Raw genomic sequence first — 16,594 nt, 5'->3', positions numbered from 1 at the left:
ACATGAAGATTATCCGCAGCAAGTCGTTCACCGCCGAGCGTGCCTGGGGCGCGCTGGACATCGCCAGCATGAACGGCATCACCACGCGCCTGCACTGGACCGACCAGCCGTACAAGTGGCACGTCAACGATGGCGAGGAAGTGTTCGTGGTGCTCGATGGTCAGGTGCAGATGCACTACCGCGAACAGGGCGAAGAAAAGCAGGTGCTGCTCGAGGTCGGCGATATATTCTACGCCTCGGTCGGCACCGAGCACGTGGCGCATCCGCAGGGTGCGGCGCGGATTCTGGTGATCGAGAGCGAAGGCAGTGTCTAGGTGCTTATCTGTAAAGTAGATAACAGATAGAGAAATTACCCGTTATATAGATATTCGATTCGGTTCTACCATGAGCTCAACCTCACCTGAGGACAGGAGTTCATGATGATTTGCCCCAACCGTGCCAAATCCGGCATCAAGCCGTTCAGCCAGCTTCAGCATCCGCGCGAAGTGATCCGTCAATTCACCCCGAACTGGTTCGCCGCGACCATGGGCACCGGCGTGCTGGCCCTGGCGCTGGCGCAACTGCCGGTGGCGATTCCCGGGGTGCACGCGGTGGCAGAAGGGTTGTGCCTGTTCAACATTCTGTTGTTCACCCTGTTTACCTTCGCCTATGCCGCGCGCTGGGTGCTGTTCTTCGATGAAGCGCGGCGAATCTTCGGTCATTCCACCGTTTCGATGTTCTTCGGCACCATCCCCATGGGTCTGGCGACCATCATCAACGGTTTTCTGCTGTTCGGCCTGCCACGCTGGGGCGAGGGCGTGATTCATCTGGCCGAAGTGCTGTGGTGGCTGGATGTAGCGATGTCGCTGGCCTGCGGCGTGTTGATCCCCTACATGATGTTTACCCGCCAGGAACACAGCATCGATCAGATGACCGCCGTCTGGCTGTTGCCGGTGGTCGCGGCAGAAGTGGCGGCGGCCAGCGGTGGCTTGCTCGCGCCGCATCTGGCCGACGCCCATGCGCAACTGGTGGTGCTGACCACCAGCTACGTGCTCTGGGCATTTTCCCTGCCGGTGGCGTTCAGCATTTTGACCATCCTCTTGCTGCGCATGGCCCTGCACAAACTGCCTCACGAAAACATGGCTGCTTCGAGCTGGCTGGCCCTCGGCCCGATCGGCACCGGCGCGTTGGGCATGTTGTTGCTGGGCAGCGATGCCCCGGCAATCTTCGCCGCCAACGGTTTGCCGGGCATCGGTGAAATCGCGGCGGGCCTTGGGCTGATCGCCGGCATCACCCTGTGGGGTTTCGGCTTGTGGTGGATGTTGATGGCACTGCTGATCACCACTCGTTATCTGCGTGACGGCATCCCGTTCAACCTCGGCTGGTGGGGCTTTACCTTTCCGCTGGGCGTATATTCGCTGGCAACCCTCAAGCTCGCCAGCACGCTGAACCTCGGTTTCTTCAGTGTGGTGGGCTGCGTACTGGTGACCTTGCTGGCGGTGATGTGGCTGATCGTCGGTAAACGCACCGTGCAAGGGGCGTGGCGCGGTGAGCTGTTTGTCTCGCCGTGTATTGCAGGTTTGAAGAAATAACCTGAAAAGTTTAGGTAATGTGTGGCCTGGATCGCGGATCGGGATTCCAATAGGCAGATCCAGGCCATTCTCTACCGACCTCAGGGAAACACGGAAGATGAGTCACCCCTCACAGTTCAACCTGCTTCGCACCCGGCGCTTCCTGCCGTTTTTCATCACGCAATCGCTGGGCGCCTTCAACGACAACGTGTTCAAGCAGTCGCTGATTCTCGCCATTCTCTATCGCTTGACCATCGAGGGTGACCGCTCGATCTGGGTCAACCTGTGTGCGCTGCTGTTTATCCTGCCGTTCTTTCTGTTCTCGGCGCTGGCCGGACAGTTCGGTGAGAAATTCGCCAAGGACGCGCTGATCCGTCTGATCAAGCTCGCGGAAATCGCGATCATGGCCGTAGGATCGATCGGCTTCCTGTTCGATCACCTGTCGCTGATGCTGGTGGCGCTGTTTGCCATGGGCACGCATTCGGCGCTGTTCGGGCCAGTGAAGTATTCAATCCTGCCGCAGGCGTTGCGTGAGGATGAACTGGTCGGCGGCAACGGACTGGTGGAGATGGGCACATTCCTGGCGATTCTGGCCGGGACCATCGGCGCCGGGGTCATCATGTCCTCGACGCATTACGCGCCACTGGTGTCGACCGCGATTGTCGGCATTGCCGTACTGGGTTACCTCGCCAGCCGCAGCATTCCGCGCGCTGCCGCCGCGTCGCCAGAAATGCGCTTGAACTGGAACATTTTCAGCCAATCGTGGGCCACGTTGAAACTCGGTTTGGGTCAGACGCCTGCGGTGTCGCGCTCGATTGTCGGCAACTCGTGGTTCTGGTTCGTCGGGGCGATTTACCTGACGCAGATCCCGGCCTACGCCAAGGAATGGATGCACGGCGACGAAACCGTGGTCACGCTGATTCTCACCGTGTTCTCGGTCGGCATTGCGTTGGGTTCGATGCTTTGCGAGAAGCTCTCCGGGCGCAAGGTCGAGATCGGTCTGGTGCCGTTCGGCTCGTTCGGTCTGACTGTATTTGGCCTGCTGCTGTGGTGGCATTCCGGCGGAATTCCGCAGAGCGTCACCGGCCACAGCTGGATCGAAGTGCTGGGTTTTGCGCATACCTGGGCGGTGCTGGTCGACATTCTTGGCCTCGGTATTTTTGGCGGCTTCTATATTGTGCCGCTGTACGCCTTGATCCAGTCGCGCACTGCAGAGAACGAGCGGGCGCGGGTGATTGCCGCCAACAACATCCTCAACGCGCTGTTCATGGTGGTCTCGGCGATTGTTTCGATTGTGTTGCTGAGCGTGGCGAAGCTGTCGATTCCGCAGCTGTTCCTGGTGGTGTCGCTGCTGAACATCGGCGTCAACGCCTACATCTTCAAGATCGTCCCCGAGTTCAGCATGCGTTTCATGATCTGGCTGCTCAGCCATTCCATGTACCGCGTCGAGCATCGCAACCTGGACGCGATCCCGGACGAGGGAGCGGCGTTGCTGGTGTGCAACCACGTGTCGTTCGTCGATGCGCTGCTGATTGGCGGCGCGGTGCGTCGGCCGATTCGCTTTGTCATGTACTACAAGATCTACAACTTGCCGGTGCTGAACTTTATCTTCCGCACGGCGGGGACGATTCCGATTGCCGGGCGCAACGAAGACATCCAGATCTACGAAAAGGCCTTCACCCGGATTGCTCAGTATCTGAAGGACGGTGAACTGGTGTGCATCTTCCCGGAAGGCAAGCTGACCACCGACGGCGAAATCAATGAGTTCAAGGGCGGGCTGACGCGGATTCTCGAGGAGACCCCGGTGCCGGTGATTCCGCTGGCGTTGCAGGGGTTGTGGGGGAGTTTTTTCAGCCGCGATCCGAACAAGGGGTTGTTCAAGCGTTTGTGGTCGCGAGTGACGTTGGTGGCGGGTTCGGCGGTGGCGGTGGAAGCGGCGGAGCCGGCGAAGTTGCAGGGGTTGGTCGGGGCGTTGCGCGGGACAGTCAGATAGTTGTTGCCTGAATTGGCCCCATCGCTGGCTTGCCAGCGATGGGGCCAGTGGCTAAGTGCTGACCTTGAGGCCGATCAAACCGGTAATGATCAACGCCACACTGGCCAGCCGGACCAACGCCATCGACTCACCAAACAGAATGATCCCGGCAATCACCGTGCCCACGGCACCGACTCCGGTCCAGATTGCGTAGGCCGTGCCCAGCGGCAGTTCCTTCACTGCCAGCCCCAGCAGGCCAAGGCTGATGGCCATGGCCGCAACGGTCAGTACGGTGGGAAGGGGGCGGGTGAAGCCGTCGGTGTATTTCAGGCCGACGGCCCAGCCGACTTCGAACAGGCCGGCGAAAAACAGAATGATCCAGGACATGAGAGACCTCCATCGATTGACGGGGCCGTCCCCAGATTGATAACTCGATCGAGCCGCAGGGTCGTCCCCGCATAGCGCAACAGTCTGCCGAGCATTAATCCGGGGATCAAGTTTGCGCTCAGTCGGCCGGCTGCTGCGCCAGCGCCTCACGGTCTTCTTTTTCGCTCATGCGTCGGAAATAGGTCGAGAGCAGCGCCCCGGAAATGTTGTGCCAGACGCTGAACAACGCGCTCGGCACCGCCGCCAGCGGCGAGAAGTGCGCGCTGGCCAGGGCCGCACCCAACCCCGAGTTCTGCATGCCGACCTCCAGCGCCAGCGATTTGCGTTGCGCCAATGGCAACTTGAACAGGCGTCCGGTGAAGTAGCCCAGCAAGTAACCGAAGCTGTTGTGCAGCATCACCACGGCCATGATCAACAGGCCGGATTCGGCGATCTTCGCCTGACTGGCAGCCACCACCGCCGTGACGATGATCACGATGCTGACCACCGACACCAGCGGCAACACCTCCACCGCGTGGCGAACCCTGTCACCGAGCACGCGTTGCGCAACCACACCGAGCACGATCGGCAGCAGCACCACTTGCAGGATCGACCAGAACAACTCCATGAACGAAACCGGCAACCACGCCGAAGCCAGCAGCCAGATCAGCGCCGGGGTCAGCAGTGGGGCGAGCAGGGTGGTGACGGCGGCAATCGCCACCGACAGCGCCAGATCACCGCGGGCCAGCCAGGTCATGACGTTGGAGGACGTGCCGCTCGGGCAGCAACCGACCAGAATCACCCCGACCGCGATTTCCGGCGGCAGGTGAAAGACCTGGCAGAGCAACCACGCCACACCGGGCATGATCACGAAATGCGCAACCACGCCCAGCGCCACGCGCCACGGATGGCGGGCGACGGCGGCGAAGTCATCGAGTTTGAGGGTCAGGCCCATGCCGAACATCACCAGCCCCAGCAGCGGCACGATGGCGCCCTTGAGACCGAGGAACCAGGCCGGCTGCAGGAACGCGACCACGGCGAAAATCAGAACCCAGTAAGCGAAGGTGTTGCCGACAAAGCGGCTGAGTGCAGCCAGTGCGCGCATGGCCTGTTCCTTGTTATTAATAATGAACACCACAAAACAACTGTAGGAGTGAGCCTGCTCGCGATAGCGGTTATTCAGTCAACATTTGCGTTGAATGTCAGTTCCTCATCGCGAGCAGGCTCACTCCTACATTTTGTACATCACAGGTATTTAGATCCCCTGCGGCGTCTCTTCCCCACCCAACGCCTCAACCAGCGCCGGCAGGAAGTCGCCGAAGGTCAGCATCATCAGGGTGAAGCTGGCGTCCAGTTGGCCGAGGGCCTCGTCGCCGCCGTCCTGTTCGGCCTGATCCTGCAGCAGGTCTTCGAACTTCAGGCGCTTGACGGTCATTTTGTCGTCGAGCATGAACGACAGCTTGTCCTGCCAGGCCAGCGACAGCTGAGTGACGACTTTGCCGGTGCTCAGGTGCAACTGGATTTCTTCGCTGGTCAGGTCCTGACGCTTGCAACGCACGATGCCGCCGTCTTCGTGGGTGTCGCGCAGCTCGCACTCGTCCAGGACAAAGAAATCCGGGGCGGCTTGCTGGGTGGTGACCCATTCGGTCATCACGGCAGTCGGCGCGGTTTTCACGGTCAGCGGACGGACGGGCAGGGTGCCGAGCACTTCACGCATTGTGGAGAGCAGGTCTTCGGCGCGTTTCGGGCTGGCCGAGTTGACCAGGATCAGGCCCTGTTTCGGCGCGATGGCGGCGAAGGTCGACGAGCGACGGATAAAGGCGCGCGGCAGGAACGCCTGGATGATTTCATCCTTGATCTGATCGCGTTCCTTCTTATAGACCTTGCGCATCTGCTCGGCTTCGATCTCTTCGACCTTTTCCTTAACCGCGTCGCGCACGACGCTGCCCGGCAGAATGCGTTCTTCTTTACGGGCCGCGATCAGCAGGAAGTCACCGCTGACGTGCACCAGTGGAGCATCTTCGCCTTTGCCGAACGGCGCGACGAAACCGTAGGTGGTCAACTCCTGGCTTGCACATGGACGCGCCAGTTTGGTGGCCAGTGCAGTTTCCAGCGCCTCGGCATCGACAGGCAGGTCTTGGGTCAGGCGATAGATCAGCAGGTTTTTGAACCACATGGGGTGAGTCTCTCCTTTATACAAAGGGGGGCATTATTGTCTTCGCCGGGTCATAGGCCAACCCTTCTCTAAGCCTTTGGAAGGCCTGAGAAAATTAATTAAAAAAGTGCTTGCCAGAGGTTGGGTCGCTCCGTAGAATGCGCGCCACACCGAAGCGAAGGGTGATTAGCTCAGCTGGGAGAGCGTCTGCCTTACAAGCAGAATGTCGGCGGTTCGATCCCGTCATCACCCACCATTCGTTTCAAGTGTTTAGCGCAGCGGTAGTTCAGTCGGTTAGAATACCGGCCTGTCACGCCGGGGGTCGCGGGTTCGAGTCCCGTCCGCTGCGCCATATTCGGTAACCTGGACCACTGAACGCCAGGTCACCACGGAAAAACCCGCTGAAGCGGGTTTTTTTCTGTCTCAAGTTTGTACCTTGTTCCATCGGGGTTGTGTCGTTTCACCGGTTTTCGGATTTTTTTGAAAAAAACTTCAATTAAATCAACACATTACGAAAACTTGTGGCATAATGCGCCCCGTAACGAAGCGAAGGGTGATTAGCTCAGCTGGGAGAGCGTCTGCCTTACAAGCAGAATGTCGGCGGTTCGATCCCGTCATCACCCACCATTCGTTTCAAGCGTTTCGCGCAGCGGTAGTTCAGTCGGTTAGAATACCGGCCTGTCACGCCGGGGGTCGCGGGTTCGAGTCCCGTCCGCTGCGCCATATTCGGTCACCTGGACCCACTGAACGCCAGGTCACCACAGAAAGCCCGCCTAGTGCGGGCTTTTTGCTGTCCGGGATTTGGCGATTTCTGCATTGCCTTTGTGGCGAGGGAGCTTGCTCCCGCTGGACTGCGCAGCAGGCCACTTTTTTTCGGAATAAAAAGCTGGGGGCCGCTTCGCGACCCGGCGGGAGCAAGCTCCCTCGCCACAGGGTCTTGCGATTATTGCGACGTGGCGTTCTGACTGTGCCGATAATCACTCACCGCCTCATACACCGCTTTGCGCAAGCGGTTGATCCCGCCAATCGGCCGGTGCGCCTCGATACCAAACCACGGATTGAACGAGAGGTTATCGCACGCCAGATTCAGCGCCGGCGTGTCGAAGTCCTGCGCGGGCACGGTGATCCGCGCCACGGTTTCGAACGGTGAATCCTGCTCACGCCACTCGATGCTGGTGTCCTCGATCGGCATGTACGTGTTCGCGTCCTGGCGTTGGATCTGCAACACGAAACACGCAGGCACCCGATCCGTCGACAGTTGCTGGTTCAACGCGCTGCGCAGGAAGTTCGGCAGGTCGTGATTTTGTGGGGGCAGGGTGTACGCCGGGCAGTTGTCCGGATCCGGCGCGACTCGAAACTTCGCATTGGCCTCGCCGAACTTGTACGGCGATACCGAAAAGTAGGTGGCGCCGGTCGGACTGTCTGGTGGCGGTGACAGGGTGGCGAGGGCGATGAACAGGTGGCGGATCTGCCAGGTGCGCGGATCCCATCCGGGGAAGAACGCCCCGATCTTTTTGCCGTCAGCCTGCGCCGCCACATTCTGACGATACTCGGCGACATCGCTGACAAAGAAATTCGGGTGACTGAACATCACGAAGTCTTGCTCGCGCCGCGCATGACGCTCGCCAAGTAACGGTTTGCCGGGAACATCGAACAGTTTGATCGCCATACCCCGGGCATCACGGATGCTGTCGAACTGCGGATAGGCATTGCCATTGGATAGCCGAATCATCGCCTGCCAGGTTTTGCCCGGCTCGCTGAAGACGCCTTGACGCAACGCAGGCGTCAGTCCCTGCAACACCGTCACTTCAGCCTTCACGCAACCATGCGCCTTGGCGTGCGCGTCACGCAGGTAACGCGTGGCTTCGCGGTGTTGATCGACAATGCGCACGGCGGTCTGGATCACGTCCTGGGTCATGGCCGCTTCCCCGACGGGAATCTGCTCCTGCGCCGACACCGGGCCGCGGTGTTGCCAGGCGAAGGATGCGCTGGCGATGGCCCAGCCGAGCAGGCCGATAATCAGCATTGCCAACAGGATTTTGCCGATCAGGCGGCCCAGCCACAGCCAGAAACGGGCGAGTGCGGAGGGTCTTTTGTAGGCATTGATCATCATGGCAATTGCGCCTCCAACGGCCCGCCGAGAACTTTCAGGTACTCGAGCAATGCCCAGCGTTCTTCCGGTTGCAACAGGCGGCCGATGACGCCGTTGCCACGTTCGCCAGCGCGGAATTCGTGGCCGCTGTTGTGGTTACCGGAAATCTGCGTGTCGAACAGGAAGCCGTTGGTAAAGGCATCGGTGCGATAACCCAGATGGCGCGGGTCGTACTCGAACGAGCCCTTATAGAACGTCGTGGCGCGCTCATCCTGCGGCGACAGCAACTGATAAATGCTCGGCACCGAACCGTTGTGCAGAAATGGTGCCGTGGCCCATACACCGGCCAGTGGCCTGGCCTTGTAGGCGAGTTTTTCACGCACGCCGATGGGCAGGCCGAAGCCGTCGAACTGGGGTTTTTCCTGCGCAGTGATCCCGGCTTCGCGATAAGCGCGGTTTTCAACGAAGGCGGTCACGTAAGCCAAGCCCTTTGCCACCGACAATTGGCTCAGATCCAGCGGCTCCGTGGGCGTCGGATGCAGCTTCACGTCCATTTGCTCAAGCTCTTTCAGATTCCATTGCAGCGGTGTCAGGTCGAAACGGTGGGTGGCAATGTTGGTCGCGGCGTTCGGATCGGTGCCGATCACGTCCACCGGCAGCATGTGCAAATGCTGCACCCAGCGCTCGCCTTCCTGAGTCTTGCGCGGCACGTGGCAACCAGCGCAGTGCTCGGCAAACAGTGCGCGGCCTTTGGCGGCCAGCGGTTTGTCGACAGCGCCCAGCACATCTTCCGGCCAGGCGGGCGGTTGCAGGCGCTGCAGGGTCTCTTCGATTGTGTGCAGATCGCGCACGCGCACACTGGACGGATAACGGGCATCGCCTTGCAGTGGCTGACCGTTGCTGTCGAAGAAATTCAACGTTGCGCCAACGCCCAGCGCCTCACCAATGTTGCGCGCCATCGGCTGCTGGGCCGAGCCGTTCCACTGCACCCAGTCAAAGGTCCACATGTCCCACAGTTGCGGGTAGTCCACCGGGGCGTTGGCCACGCGGTAGTTGGCGGGGGAGATCGCGTCGCCGAAAGTGGCGTTGGCGATACGCCCGAACGCATCGGTGCGTCCCGGGCCTTCTTCGGTCGGGTAGAGGCCGCGGTGGGTGTCGTTCCAGGCGACTTTCACGAAGGTGTTCAGTGAAGCCTTGAAATCCTTGCGCAGCTGGTCGTGGTGCGCCTCGTAGTCATTGCCCAAGACCTGTCGGGCGAAGCGCTCGAATTTCCACGGGTTGTAGTAAGTCGCGGTCAGACTGGCGACCAATGCCTGTCCGAAGCTGCCACCGCGCAGTGTAGGAACGCTGGAAGGCAGCACATGTTGCGCCGAACCCCCGTCAATCCGCACGGCCTGGCCGTTGAAGCGCAGTTCGCCAGTGTGGCAAGCCGCGCAGGTGATATCGAGAAATTGCTCGGTGCCGCCGGGATTCTGATGGCGGGCGAAGCCGACTGGCAGATTGCCGGGATTGTTCGCAGTGGCTTTCTGTCGCGGATCGACCAGAAAACCGAAGCGTGCGAGGTATTCCGGGGACGCGAAACGCTGCTGCGAGAAGGGCAGCTCCAGCGCCTCGAACCATTCATAACGCAGGCCTTTGACCTGCGTGCCCTGAGGAGTGAAATAGTAAGTCTGGCGTGCTTGCTCACTCCACTGATTCAGGTAATGCACCTGCTCGGCGGGGGTGTAGAGCGGCAGTTTCGGGTTGGCGACGTAGTACAGCACCACAGCGAGGGCCAGGCCGAGCATCACGATGATCAGGGTCAGCACACGGAATAAGAGGCGCAAGATAAACATCCTTGTCGAGTTATTGCGCTGTTATGCCTCAGCTGTTGCAGGTGTAGCAAGTGGCCATTACGCCAACTGTCGTAGGAAGTCTCGCCAGCTCTTGTCAGGTCAAGATGACAGAAGCTTCATCGTCGCTTTTCTCGAATGCGTTTTAATCCCTGAACTTATCGGACGTTTCCTGCTCTCATGCCGGTAGCCATTGGTCGTGGCGGCCTGATAAGCTCGCGGCTTTACTCGATTGCCCTTTCGGCGCATGAACAAGGAAATAGCATGAAACAGCATCGGTTGGCGGCGGCGGTAGCCCTGGTTAGCCTGGTCCTCGCGGGTTGTGATTCGCAGACCAGCGTAGAGCTGAAAACCCCGGCGCAAAAAGCTTCCTACGGTATCGGCCTGAACATGGGCAAGAGCCTTGCTCAGGAAGGCATGGATGATCTGGACTCCAAAGCGGTAGCCCAGGGCATCGAAGATGCCGTTGGCAAGAAAGAACAGAAGCTGAAAGACGAAGAACTGGTCGAAGCCTTCGCCGCGCTGCAAAAGCGTGCTGAAGAGCGCATGGCCAAGATGAGCGAAGAGTCGGCAGCCGCTGGCAAGAAATTCCTCGAAGAAAACGGCAAGAAGGCTGGCGTGACCACCACTGCATCCGGTCTGCAGTACGAAGTGATCAAGAAAGCCGACGGCCCACAGCCTAAGCCTACCGATGTCGTGACCGTTCACTACACCGGCAAGCTGACCAACGGCACCGTATTCGACAGCTCCGTCGAGCGCGGCAGCCCGATCGATCTGCCTGTCAGCGGCGTGATCCCGGGTTGGGTTGAAGGTCTGCAACTGATGCACGTTGGCGAGAAGTACAAACTGTACATCCCTAGCGATCTGGCTTACGGCGCGCAATCGCCAAGCCCGGCAATCCCGGCCAACTCGGTTCTGGTCTTCGACCTGGAACTGCTGGCCATCAAGGATCCGAGCAAAGAAGACGCTGCCGCCGCCAAGTAATACGGCATCGGCAACGGCTTCGCCAACAACGCCTCGCTTATGCGGGGCGTTGTTGCATCTGAAAGGTGGCAAAGGTAAACAGAGCGAACGGATGCCGCTCTTCGCAGTCCTAGACATTGAGGCCGCCAGCGCTAGACGCCTTGAGCCGCCAAGTCAATGAAATATTGGGTTTTTTTATGTGAGTAAAAAACGCCCGATCTGAGCGCAGCCCTTATAAAACGGGGCTCTCAGCGCTGAAATGCAGCTCTGTTCACAAGGTTATCCACAATTTGTGTGGATAACATTTCAACGGGAGAAATAGATGAAAGCACCGTGGAATTTCGCCCGATTTCTACCCTTGGCCGGACGCCTGCTGGCCCGTGGCCGCCTGCCGACCCTGCTGTTCGCCGTCGCCAGTAAAGGCGCTGCGCAGGGCAATCGCCTGGGCAAACTCAAGGATGACCTGCGTTTGCTTCAGGCGTTGTGCCTGGCTTACTGGCGCGGTGAGTACCGGGCCATCAGCCCGAAAGCATTGATTTCGGTGGTGGCGGGGTTGATGTACTTCCTCAGCCCGGTGGATGCGATCCCGGATTTTATTCCGGTGTTCGGCATGCTGGATGACATCGCCGTCCTCGCCTGGGTGATGAAAACCCTCGACGATGAACTCAGCGCCTTCCGGCAGTGGCGCAACCGCCAGCAGCCGGAAAAACTGGCGGTGGTCGAGCGCTTGCCCGATACCCCTGAGCAGCTTCAGCTTCAGGGCCCGAAAAAGCCCTGATTGATTCCTGCCTGCCTACAGATAGATACCCCCCGCGACCTTAGCCGCTGTTAGGATTACACTTCTAGGGAAAAGTGCCGACTCGCTAAGTGTTGTTGTCCTACGGGGTAGTCATGGATATTCAGATAATTGCACGCGATGGCGAGCCCGAATACGCGGTTCTGCCATGGGCTCAGTATCAGGCTCTACTGAAAGCAGCAGGCATCAACGAAACACCGTCGCAGCAGGCCCCGGCGCCGCTCGCGGCAACACCGGACCCGATTCTTCCAGGTCTGGATCAATTACGCAGTTTGCGCGAAGGGAAGGGCATCGCCATCGAGGCGCTGGCCCGCACGGTAGGCATCAGCCCGTCTTATCTGGCCATGATCGAAAGTGGCGAGCGTCAGCCTGACGCCGCGATTCGCCGCAGCCTGGCCTGGGAACTGACGGTGCCCGGTTGGAGGGATGAATCGTGAGCGTACGCATCAGTCGTCAACATTGGGACGGATTGCTGGGGGAGTTGGACCAGGCGCGCCGGCAGCGCCATCTGCTGACCTATCGGGCGTTGCTCGAGCGTTTGCAACTGCCGACACCGGCGATGCAAACACTGACCGCCGCCCTGGAGCACTTGGCCGCACTCGACGCCAAGGCCGAACAACCGTTGCGCAGTTCGCTGGTGATCAGCCAGGGCGCGAGTCGTCTGCCACGCACCGGTTTTTTTGAATGCGTTGAGCGTCTGGGGCGCTTTTCCGGGCCGTCCGATGGTGTTGCGGCAGCTTCCTGGCACGCGTCGGAAGTGGTCAGGGTCTTCGAATACGAGTACCCGGAATCGGCGGAGGCCTGAGTGTTCTTACGACTCAAGGCGCAGGTCAGTTACTGGCTGGCCCGCCGGTTGTTTCACTGGTCGTGGTTTGTCCGTCAGCCCAAAGGCTGGCGCTGGCTCGAAGGGCAATTCGCGCGCATGGCCAATCTTGGCGACGTCGGCGCGCAGAGCTTTTACGGGCACATCCTGACCTTTCGCGGGGTTGGCCTGGGTGCGCGCGAAGAGGGTGTGCGGTTGTTGTGTCTGGCGGCACTCGCCGGTGATGGCAAAGCGGCCTATCAGGTCGGTGTGATCAGCCTGGCCGGCACCGCGAGCAAGGCGCCGGATCCGGCAGAGGCGGCGCGCTGGTGGACTCTGGCCGCCAAGGCTGGTCACCCGTTGGCCGAGCTTAAACTCAAAGAGTTGAGCGCTCGGGATTCAACGCAGTAAAACCATTTGTGTCGGCCAATAAACGTGGCGCGAGGGAAACCTCGCGCCACGTTTGCGTTTAAATCCATACGTTTCGTAGTAATGAGGCTTTTGCAGATTAGTCCTACAGCAAACGCCTACTCGCCTGACTTCTTTCCTGATTGATCCCCCGCAAAGTCCCCGCGCCTAATTCTTGCGCGAGGGACCGCCCATGTTTGACCCGATTATTCATTCCACCTCGCCCGGTGGCGTGCGCTGATGGACGCCCTCAGCCGTATCGAGCAGGAACTCGACAGCTTCCCCGACACCCTCAGCCTCTATCGCCAGCAGCTTGAACACTGGTTGAACCGTACGGCTGACCAGGTCAGCCACGCGGCAGACCTGCCTTCGCTGATGGGCATGGAGCGGATCATCCGCTTCGGCGATCGCGTGACAAGCCTCAGCAGCAGCGACAACCAATTCTTCTCCAGCGTCGTCCAGTGCCCGAAGGGCGGGGTGATGGCGATCGAGAGCAAGTTCGAGTCGGTGTACGACATCCCACTGGGCGACATCGTGGTCGATGTAGTGGCGGTGGATGGCGAAAAGATCACCCCGGTCACGCTGGATGCCCAGGGTAAAGGCTCATTCACTGGCGAAGCGGGCAAGTTCTATCGGGTACAGGTTCGCAGTGAGGTCACCCCGGCGCAGATCGATGATCTGTTTACCGCTTACGGCGGGCTGACGCGAGAGCTCGATGGCTGGCTGCGCAGCGAGTGGCAAGGCTTCAAGCCGCAATGGTCGCAGTCGGTGGCGATGGCGGCGGGCAACGGCCTGCTCGCCGGGAGTTGGGCGGCGATCGAGGGGGTGTGGGACAGCATCGGCATGCTGTCGGAGATTCTGCAGGACCCGCGCAAATTTGCCGAACGCTTGGGAAGTGCGGCGGATGATCTGATCGCGCTGGCGCAAACCGCTCCACAGGTGATGGAGAAGCTGCAGCTGCTGGCCAGCGATGAGGCGGCGCTGTGTTTGCTGCTGCGCACCGCGAGCCTGTGGCTGGAGATGTTGCCACCCAGCGAATTGGCCGGGAAAACCGCAGAAGCAGCGTCGATGATCATCGTGCAACTGTTGATCGACGTGCTGATCGGCATCGTCCTGACGTTCGTGGGGGCCGGTGCCGGGATGGCCTATCTGACCCTGCGCCTGGCGGACCGCGCAGCCCAACTGCTCGCGCTCGTTAAACGCTTGGTGAAGGCGATGTTTGGCATCGTCAGCACGTTTATCGAATACGTCGATCGCTACAAAACCGTCGCTGCGCGGGGCGTTGCTGCCGGGGTGAAAAAGGGTCGCCTGCAATTGCGCTGGGACGCGAAGCGCAATGCCTCGCTGAAGAAAAACGAGCAGCATGACGACTCACCCGATCAAGCGAAAAACCCCAACGGCGCCAGCGCCGATTGCGCGCCGCTGACCTGCACCAACGGCTGCCCGGTGTCGATGGTCACCGGCGAAGAACTGCTGACCCTCAGCGATGGCACGCTCGACGGGGTGCTGCCGTTCACGTTCACCCGGCTGTACCGCACCAGCGCGGTTGAGCTCGATGTCGGGTTGGGGTTTGGCTGGAGCCATTCGCTGGCGCATCGGCTGGCGTTTGAAGGCGATGCGGTGATCTGGGTCGATCACGAGAACCGCCGCACGCGCTTTCCGTTGCCCAGTGTTGAACGCCCGGCGATTCACAACAGCCTGTCGCGGGCCGCGATTTTTCTCGGGGATGAACCGGAGGAGCTGATTCTCGCGCTGGCCGGGGACGCGGCGCGGTTTTATCACTTTCGCGCCGGGCGGCTGACGGCAATCAGCGATGCGTATGGCAATCGACTGCGGGTTGTTCGCGACCATCAGGAGCGCATTGTTCGTTTGGACAATGGCGCCGGTCGATCGCTGGGGTTGCGCTATGACCGGGCGCAACTGATCGCTGTCGATTACCAGTCCTTTGCTGCTTACGGGACGGGCTGGCACACCGAACAAACCCTCGTCAGCTACCGCTACGACGCCTGCCAGCGCCTGCTGGAAGCAACCAATGCCGCCGGGGACAGCGAGCGTTACGACTACGACGACCAGCACGTCATCCTGCAGCGGCAACTGACCGGTGGCGCGAGTTTCTTCTGGGAATGGGAGCGCTCCGGCAAAGCCGCGCGTTGCGTCCGCCACTGGGCCTCGTTCTCGCAGATGGACACGCGTTACGTCTGGGCCGACGACGGCAGCGTCGCGGTGCACTACGTCGATGGCACGGAAGAAACCTACGTCCACGACGATCGGGCGCGACTGGTGCGCAAGGTCGAGGCCGATGGCGGCGAGCACCTCAAGGCCTACGACGCTGCGGGACGATTGATCGCCGAGCAGGATCCGCTGGGGGCGGTCACCGAGTACCGCTACGACGAAGTCGGACGCTTGGTGGCGCGGCTTCCGCCGGAAGATGAGCCAACGTCCTACGAGTATCGCAACGGTTTCCTGCACAGCCGTTCTCGCGGTGAGGCGGTGTGGACGTTTCGGCGCAACGCTGAGGGGGATGTCACCGAAGCGGTCGATCCCGACGGCCTGGTCACCTATTACTACTACAACACCCGCGGGCAACTGCTGTCGGTCCGTTACCCGGACAGCAGTCGGCATCAGTGGGTGTGGAACGACCTCGGCCAACTGACCGAAGAAACCCTGCCTGACGGCGGTGTGCGGCGCTTTTCCTACGATGCGCTGGGGCGACGGACGACAACCCAGGACGAACACGGCGCAATCACCCGCCAGCACTGGGACGCCGTGGGCCGCCTGCTCCAGACGACGTTGCCTGGCGGCGCCACCCGCGCCTACAGCTACGGCGCCTACGGCCAGGTCACTGCCGAGCGCGACGAACTGGGGCGCGTCACCCGTTACGAGTATGACGACGACCTGCATCTGGTCTCGCGCAAGATCAACCCCGACGGCACGCGGGTGCAGTACCGCTACGACCACGCGCAACTGCTGCTGACAGAAATCGAGAACGAGTCCGGGGAAAAGTATCGCCTGGACTACACGCCCACCGGACTGATCCGACAGGAAACCGGCTTCGACGGTCGGCGCACCGCCTACGCCTACGACCGTAACGGCCACCTGCTGGAGAAGACCGAGTTTGGCGATGACGGCTCGACGCTGATCACCGCTTACGAGCGCGATGCCGCCGGGCGCCTGCTGCTGAAAACCCTGCCCGACGGGGTTCAGGTGGCTTATCGCTACGATCGTCTCGGGCGTCTGGTGGGCGTCGATGACGGGCAGAAACATCCGCTGGCCTTCGAATATGACCTGCAGGACCGACTGATCACCGAGCATCAGGGCTGGGGCACGTTGCGTTATGTGTATGACGCCTGCGGTCAGCTCAAACGCCAGCGTCTGCCGGACAACAGCAAGCTCGACTTCCACTACGCCAAGGGCGGGGCGCTGACCGCCATCGACCTCAACGGCGCACGGCTGACCAGTCACGTCTATCAATCGGGGCGTGAACAACAGCGCCAGCAAGGCCTGCTGCGCAGCGATTATGCCTACGACGACCAGGGCCGTTTACTCGCCCACGCGGTAGGCCATCAGCACCAGGCGCTGTATCGCCGCGATTATGCCTACAGCGCCAACGGCAATCTGGAGCACATTGCCGACACCCGCCACGGCCAGCGCACCTACG

General features: G+C 60.6%; 14 protein-coding genes and 4 tRNA genes. 13 read left to right on the top strand and 5 right to left on the bottom strand.

Going from position 1 to position 16,594, the window contains the following annotated elements:
* The first annotated feature begins 2 nt into the window (after window positions 1–2).
* From J5M57_RS05640 to J5M57_RS05630, 3 genes are all read left to right on the top strand, one after another.
* The gene (locus J5M57_RS05640; RefSeq protein ID WP_207848178.1) at window positions 3–314 is read left to right on the top strand and encodes a cupin domain-containing protein; all 312 of its coding nucleotides are present in this window, start codon (window positions 3–5) and stop codon (window positions 312–314) included.
* 105 nt (window positions 315–419) lie between these two features.
* On the top strand, window positions 420–1,571 hold the full coding sequence (locus tag J5M57_RS05635) for a TDT family transporter (RefSeq protein ID WP_207848177.1): 1,152 nt from the start codon (window positions 420–422) through the stop codon (window positions 1,569–1,571).
* Between the two features lie 97 nt (window positions 1,572–1,668).
* The gene (locus J5M57_RS05630) at window positions 1,669–3,543 is read left to right on the top strand and encodes an MFS transporter (protein ID WP_207848176.1); all 1,875 of its coding nucleotides are present in this window, start codon (window positions 1,669–1,671) and stop codon (window positions 3,541–3,543) included.
* A 51-nt stretch (window positions 3,544–3,594) separates the two neighbouring features.
* On the opposite strand, the gene sugE is transcribed toward J5M57_RS05630, so the two are convergent.
* The 3 genes from sugE to rdgC form a co-directional block, all read right to left on the bottom strand.
* A complete protein-coding gene (gene sugE, locus J5M57_RS05625; protein ID WP_207848175.1) occupies window positions 3,595–3,909 on the bottom strand; it encodes a quaternary ammonium compound efflux SMR transporter SugE in 315 nt (104 codons plus the stop codon).
* 118 nt (window positions 3,910–4,027) lie between these two features.
* Window positions 4,028–4,993 (bottom strand): bile acid:sodium symporter family protein, encoded by a 966-nt coding sequence (locus J5M57_RS05620; protein WP_207848174.1) that lies wholly within the window; start codon window positions 4,991–4,993, stop codon window positions 4,028–4,030.
* Between the two features lie 150 nt (window positions 4,994–5,143).
* Window positions 5,144–6,064 carry a recombination-associated protein RdgC gene (rdgC, locus tag J5M57_RS05615; protein ID WP_003223096.1) on the bottom strand — a complete coding sequence of 307 codons (921 nt, stop codon included), beginning with the start codon at window positions 6,062–6,064 and terminating at the stop codon, window positions 5,144–5,146.
* Window positions 6,065–6,223: 159 nt separating this feature from the next.
* On the opposite strand from rdgC, the gene J5M57_RS05610 reads away from it, so the two are divergent.
* The 4 genes from J5M57_RS05610 to J5M57_RS05595 all read left to right on the top strand — a co-directional run bounded on the left by J5M57_RS05610 (window position 6,224) and on the right by J5M57_RS05595 (window position 6,766).
* A tRNA-Val gene (locus J5M57_RS05610) sits at window positions 6,224–6,299 on the top strand.
* 19 nt (window positions 6,300–6,318) lie between these two features.
* Window positions 6,319–6,395, top strand: a tRNA-Asp gene (locus J5M57_RS05605).
* A 199-nt stretch (window positions 6,396–6,594) separates the two neighbouring features.
* Window positions 6,595–6,670 (top strand) — tRNA-Val (locus tag J5M57_RS05600).
* 19 nt (window positions 6,671–6,689) lie between these two features.
* Window positions 6,690–6,766 (top strand) — tRNA-Asp (locus J5M57_RS05595).
* A 220-nt stretch (window positions 6,767–6,986) separates the two neighbouring features.
* Here J5M57_RS05595 and J5M57_RS05590 read toward each other — a convergent pair.
* Window positions 6,987–8,156 (bottom strand): catalase family protein, encoded by a 1,170-nt coding sequence (locus J5M57_RS05590; RefSeq protein ID WP_207848173.1) that lies wholly within the window; start codon window positions 8,154–8,156, stop codon window positions 6,987–6,989.
* The gene (locus J5M57_RS05585; protein WP_207848172.1) at window positions 8,153–9,961 is read right to left on the bottom strand and encodes a di-heme-cytochrome C peroxidase; all 1,809 of its coding nucleotides are present in this window, start codon (window positions 9,959–9,961) and stop codon (window positions 8,153–8,155) included. The genes J5M57_RS05590 and J5M57_RS05585 overlap by 4 nt, the downstream gene beginning before the upstream one ends.
* Before the next feature lie 270 nt (window positions 9,962–10,231).
* On the opposite strand from J5M57_RS05585, the gene J5M57_RS05580 reads away from it, so the two are divergent.
* The 6 genes from J5M57_RS05580 to J5M57_RS05555 all read left to right on the top strand — a co-directional run.
* Window positions 10,232–10,951 (top strand): FKBP-type peptidyl-prolyl cis-trans isomerase, encoded by a 720-nt coding sequence (locus J5M57_RS05580; RefSeq protein WP_064586677.1) that lies wholly within the window; start codon window positions 10,232–10,234, stop codon window positions 10,949–10,951.
* A 301-nt stretch (window positions 10,952–11,252) separates the two neighbouring features.
* Window positions 11,253–11,708, top strand: coding sequence for a YkvA family protein (locus J5M57_RS05575; protein WP_064586678.1), 456 nt, complete (start codon window positions 11,253–11,255; stop codon window positions 11,706–11,708).
* A 113-nt stretch (window positions 11,709–11,821) separates the two neighbouring features.
* Window positions 11,822–12,163 (top strand): helix-turn-helix transcriptional regulator, encoded by a 342-nt coding sequence (locus J5M57_RS05570; protein ID WP_064586679.1) that lies wholly within the window; start codon window positions 11,822–11,824, stop codon window positions 12,161–12,163.
* Window positions 12,160–12,531, top strand: a complete 372-nt coding sequence (locus tag J5M57_RS05565) for a hypothetical protein (protein ID WP_003223109.1) — start codon at window positions 12,160–12,162, stop codon at window positions 12,529–12,531. Before J5M57_RS05570 ends, J5M57_RS05565 begins: the two co-directional genes overlap by 4 nt.
* On the top strand, window positions 12,532–12,939 hold the full coding sequence (locus J5M57_RS05560; protein ID WP_207848171.1) for a sel1 repeat family protein: 408 nt from the start codon (window positions 12,532–12,534) through the stop codon (window positions 12,937–12,939).
* Between the two features lie 237 nt (window positions 12,940–13,176).
* Window positions 13,177–16,594, top strand: a 3,418-nt coding sequence (locus J5M57_RS05555) for a DUF6531 domain-containing protein (RefSeq protein ID WP_207848170.1), incomplete at its 3' end; no start/stop codon positions are given.

It is taken from the genome of Pseudomonas sp. 86_A (assembly GCF_017491705.1).
In the GTDB taxonomy this organism is placed as follows: domain Bacteria; phylum Pseudomonadota; class Gammaproteobacteria; order Pseudomonadales; family Pseudomonadaceae; genus Aquipseudomonas; species Aquipseudomonas koreensis.
The sequence above is the reverse complement of the archived record's forward strand: the minus strand, read 5'-3'. Positions and strand labels throughout refer to the sequence as shown.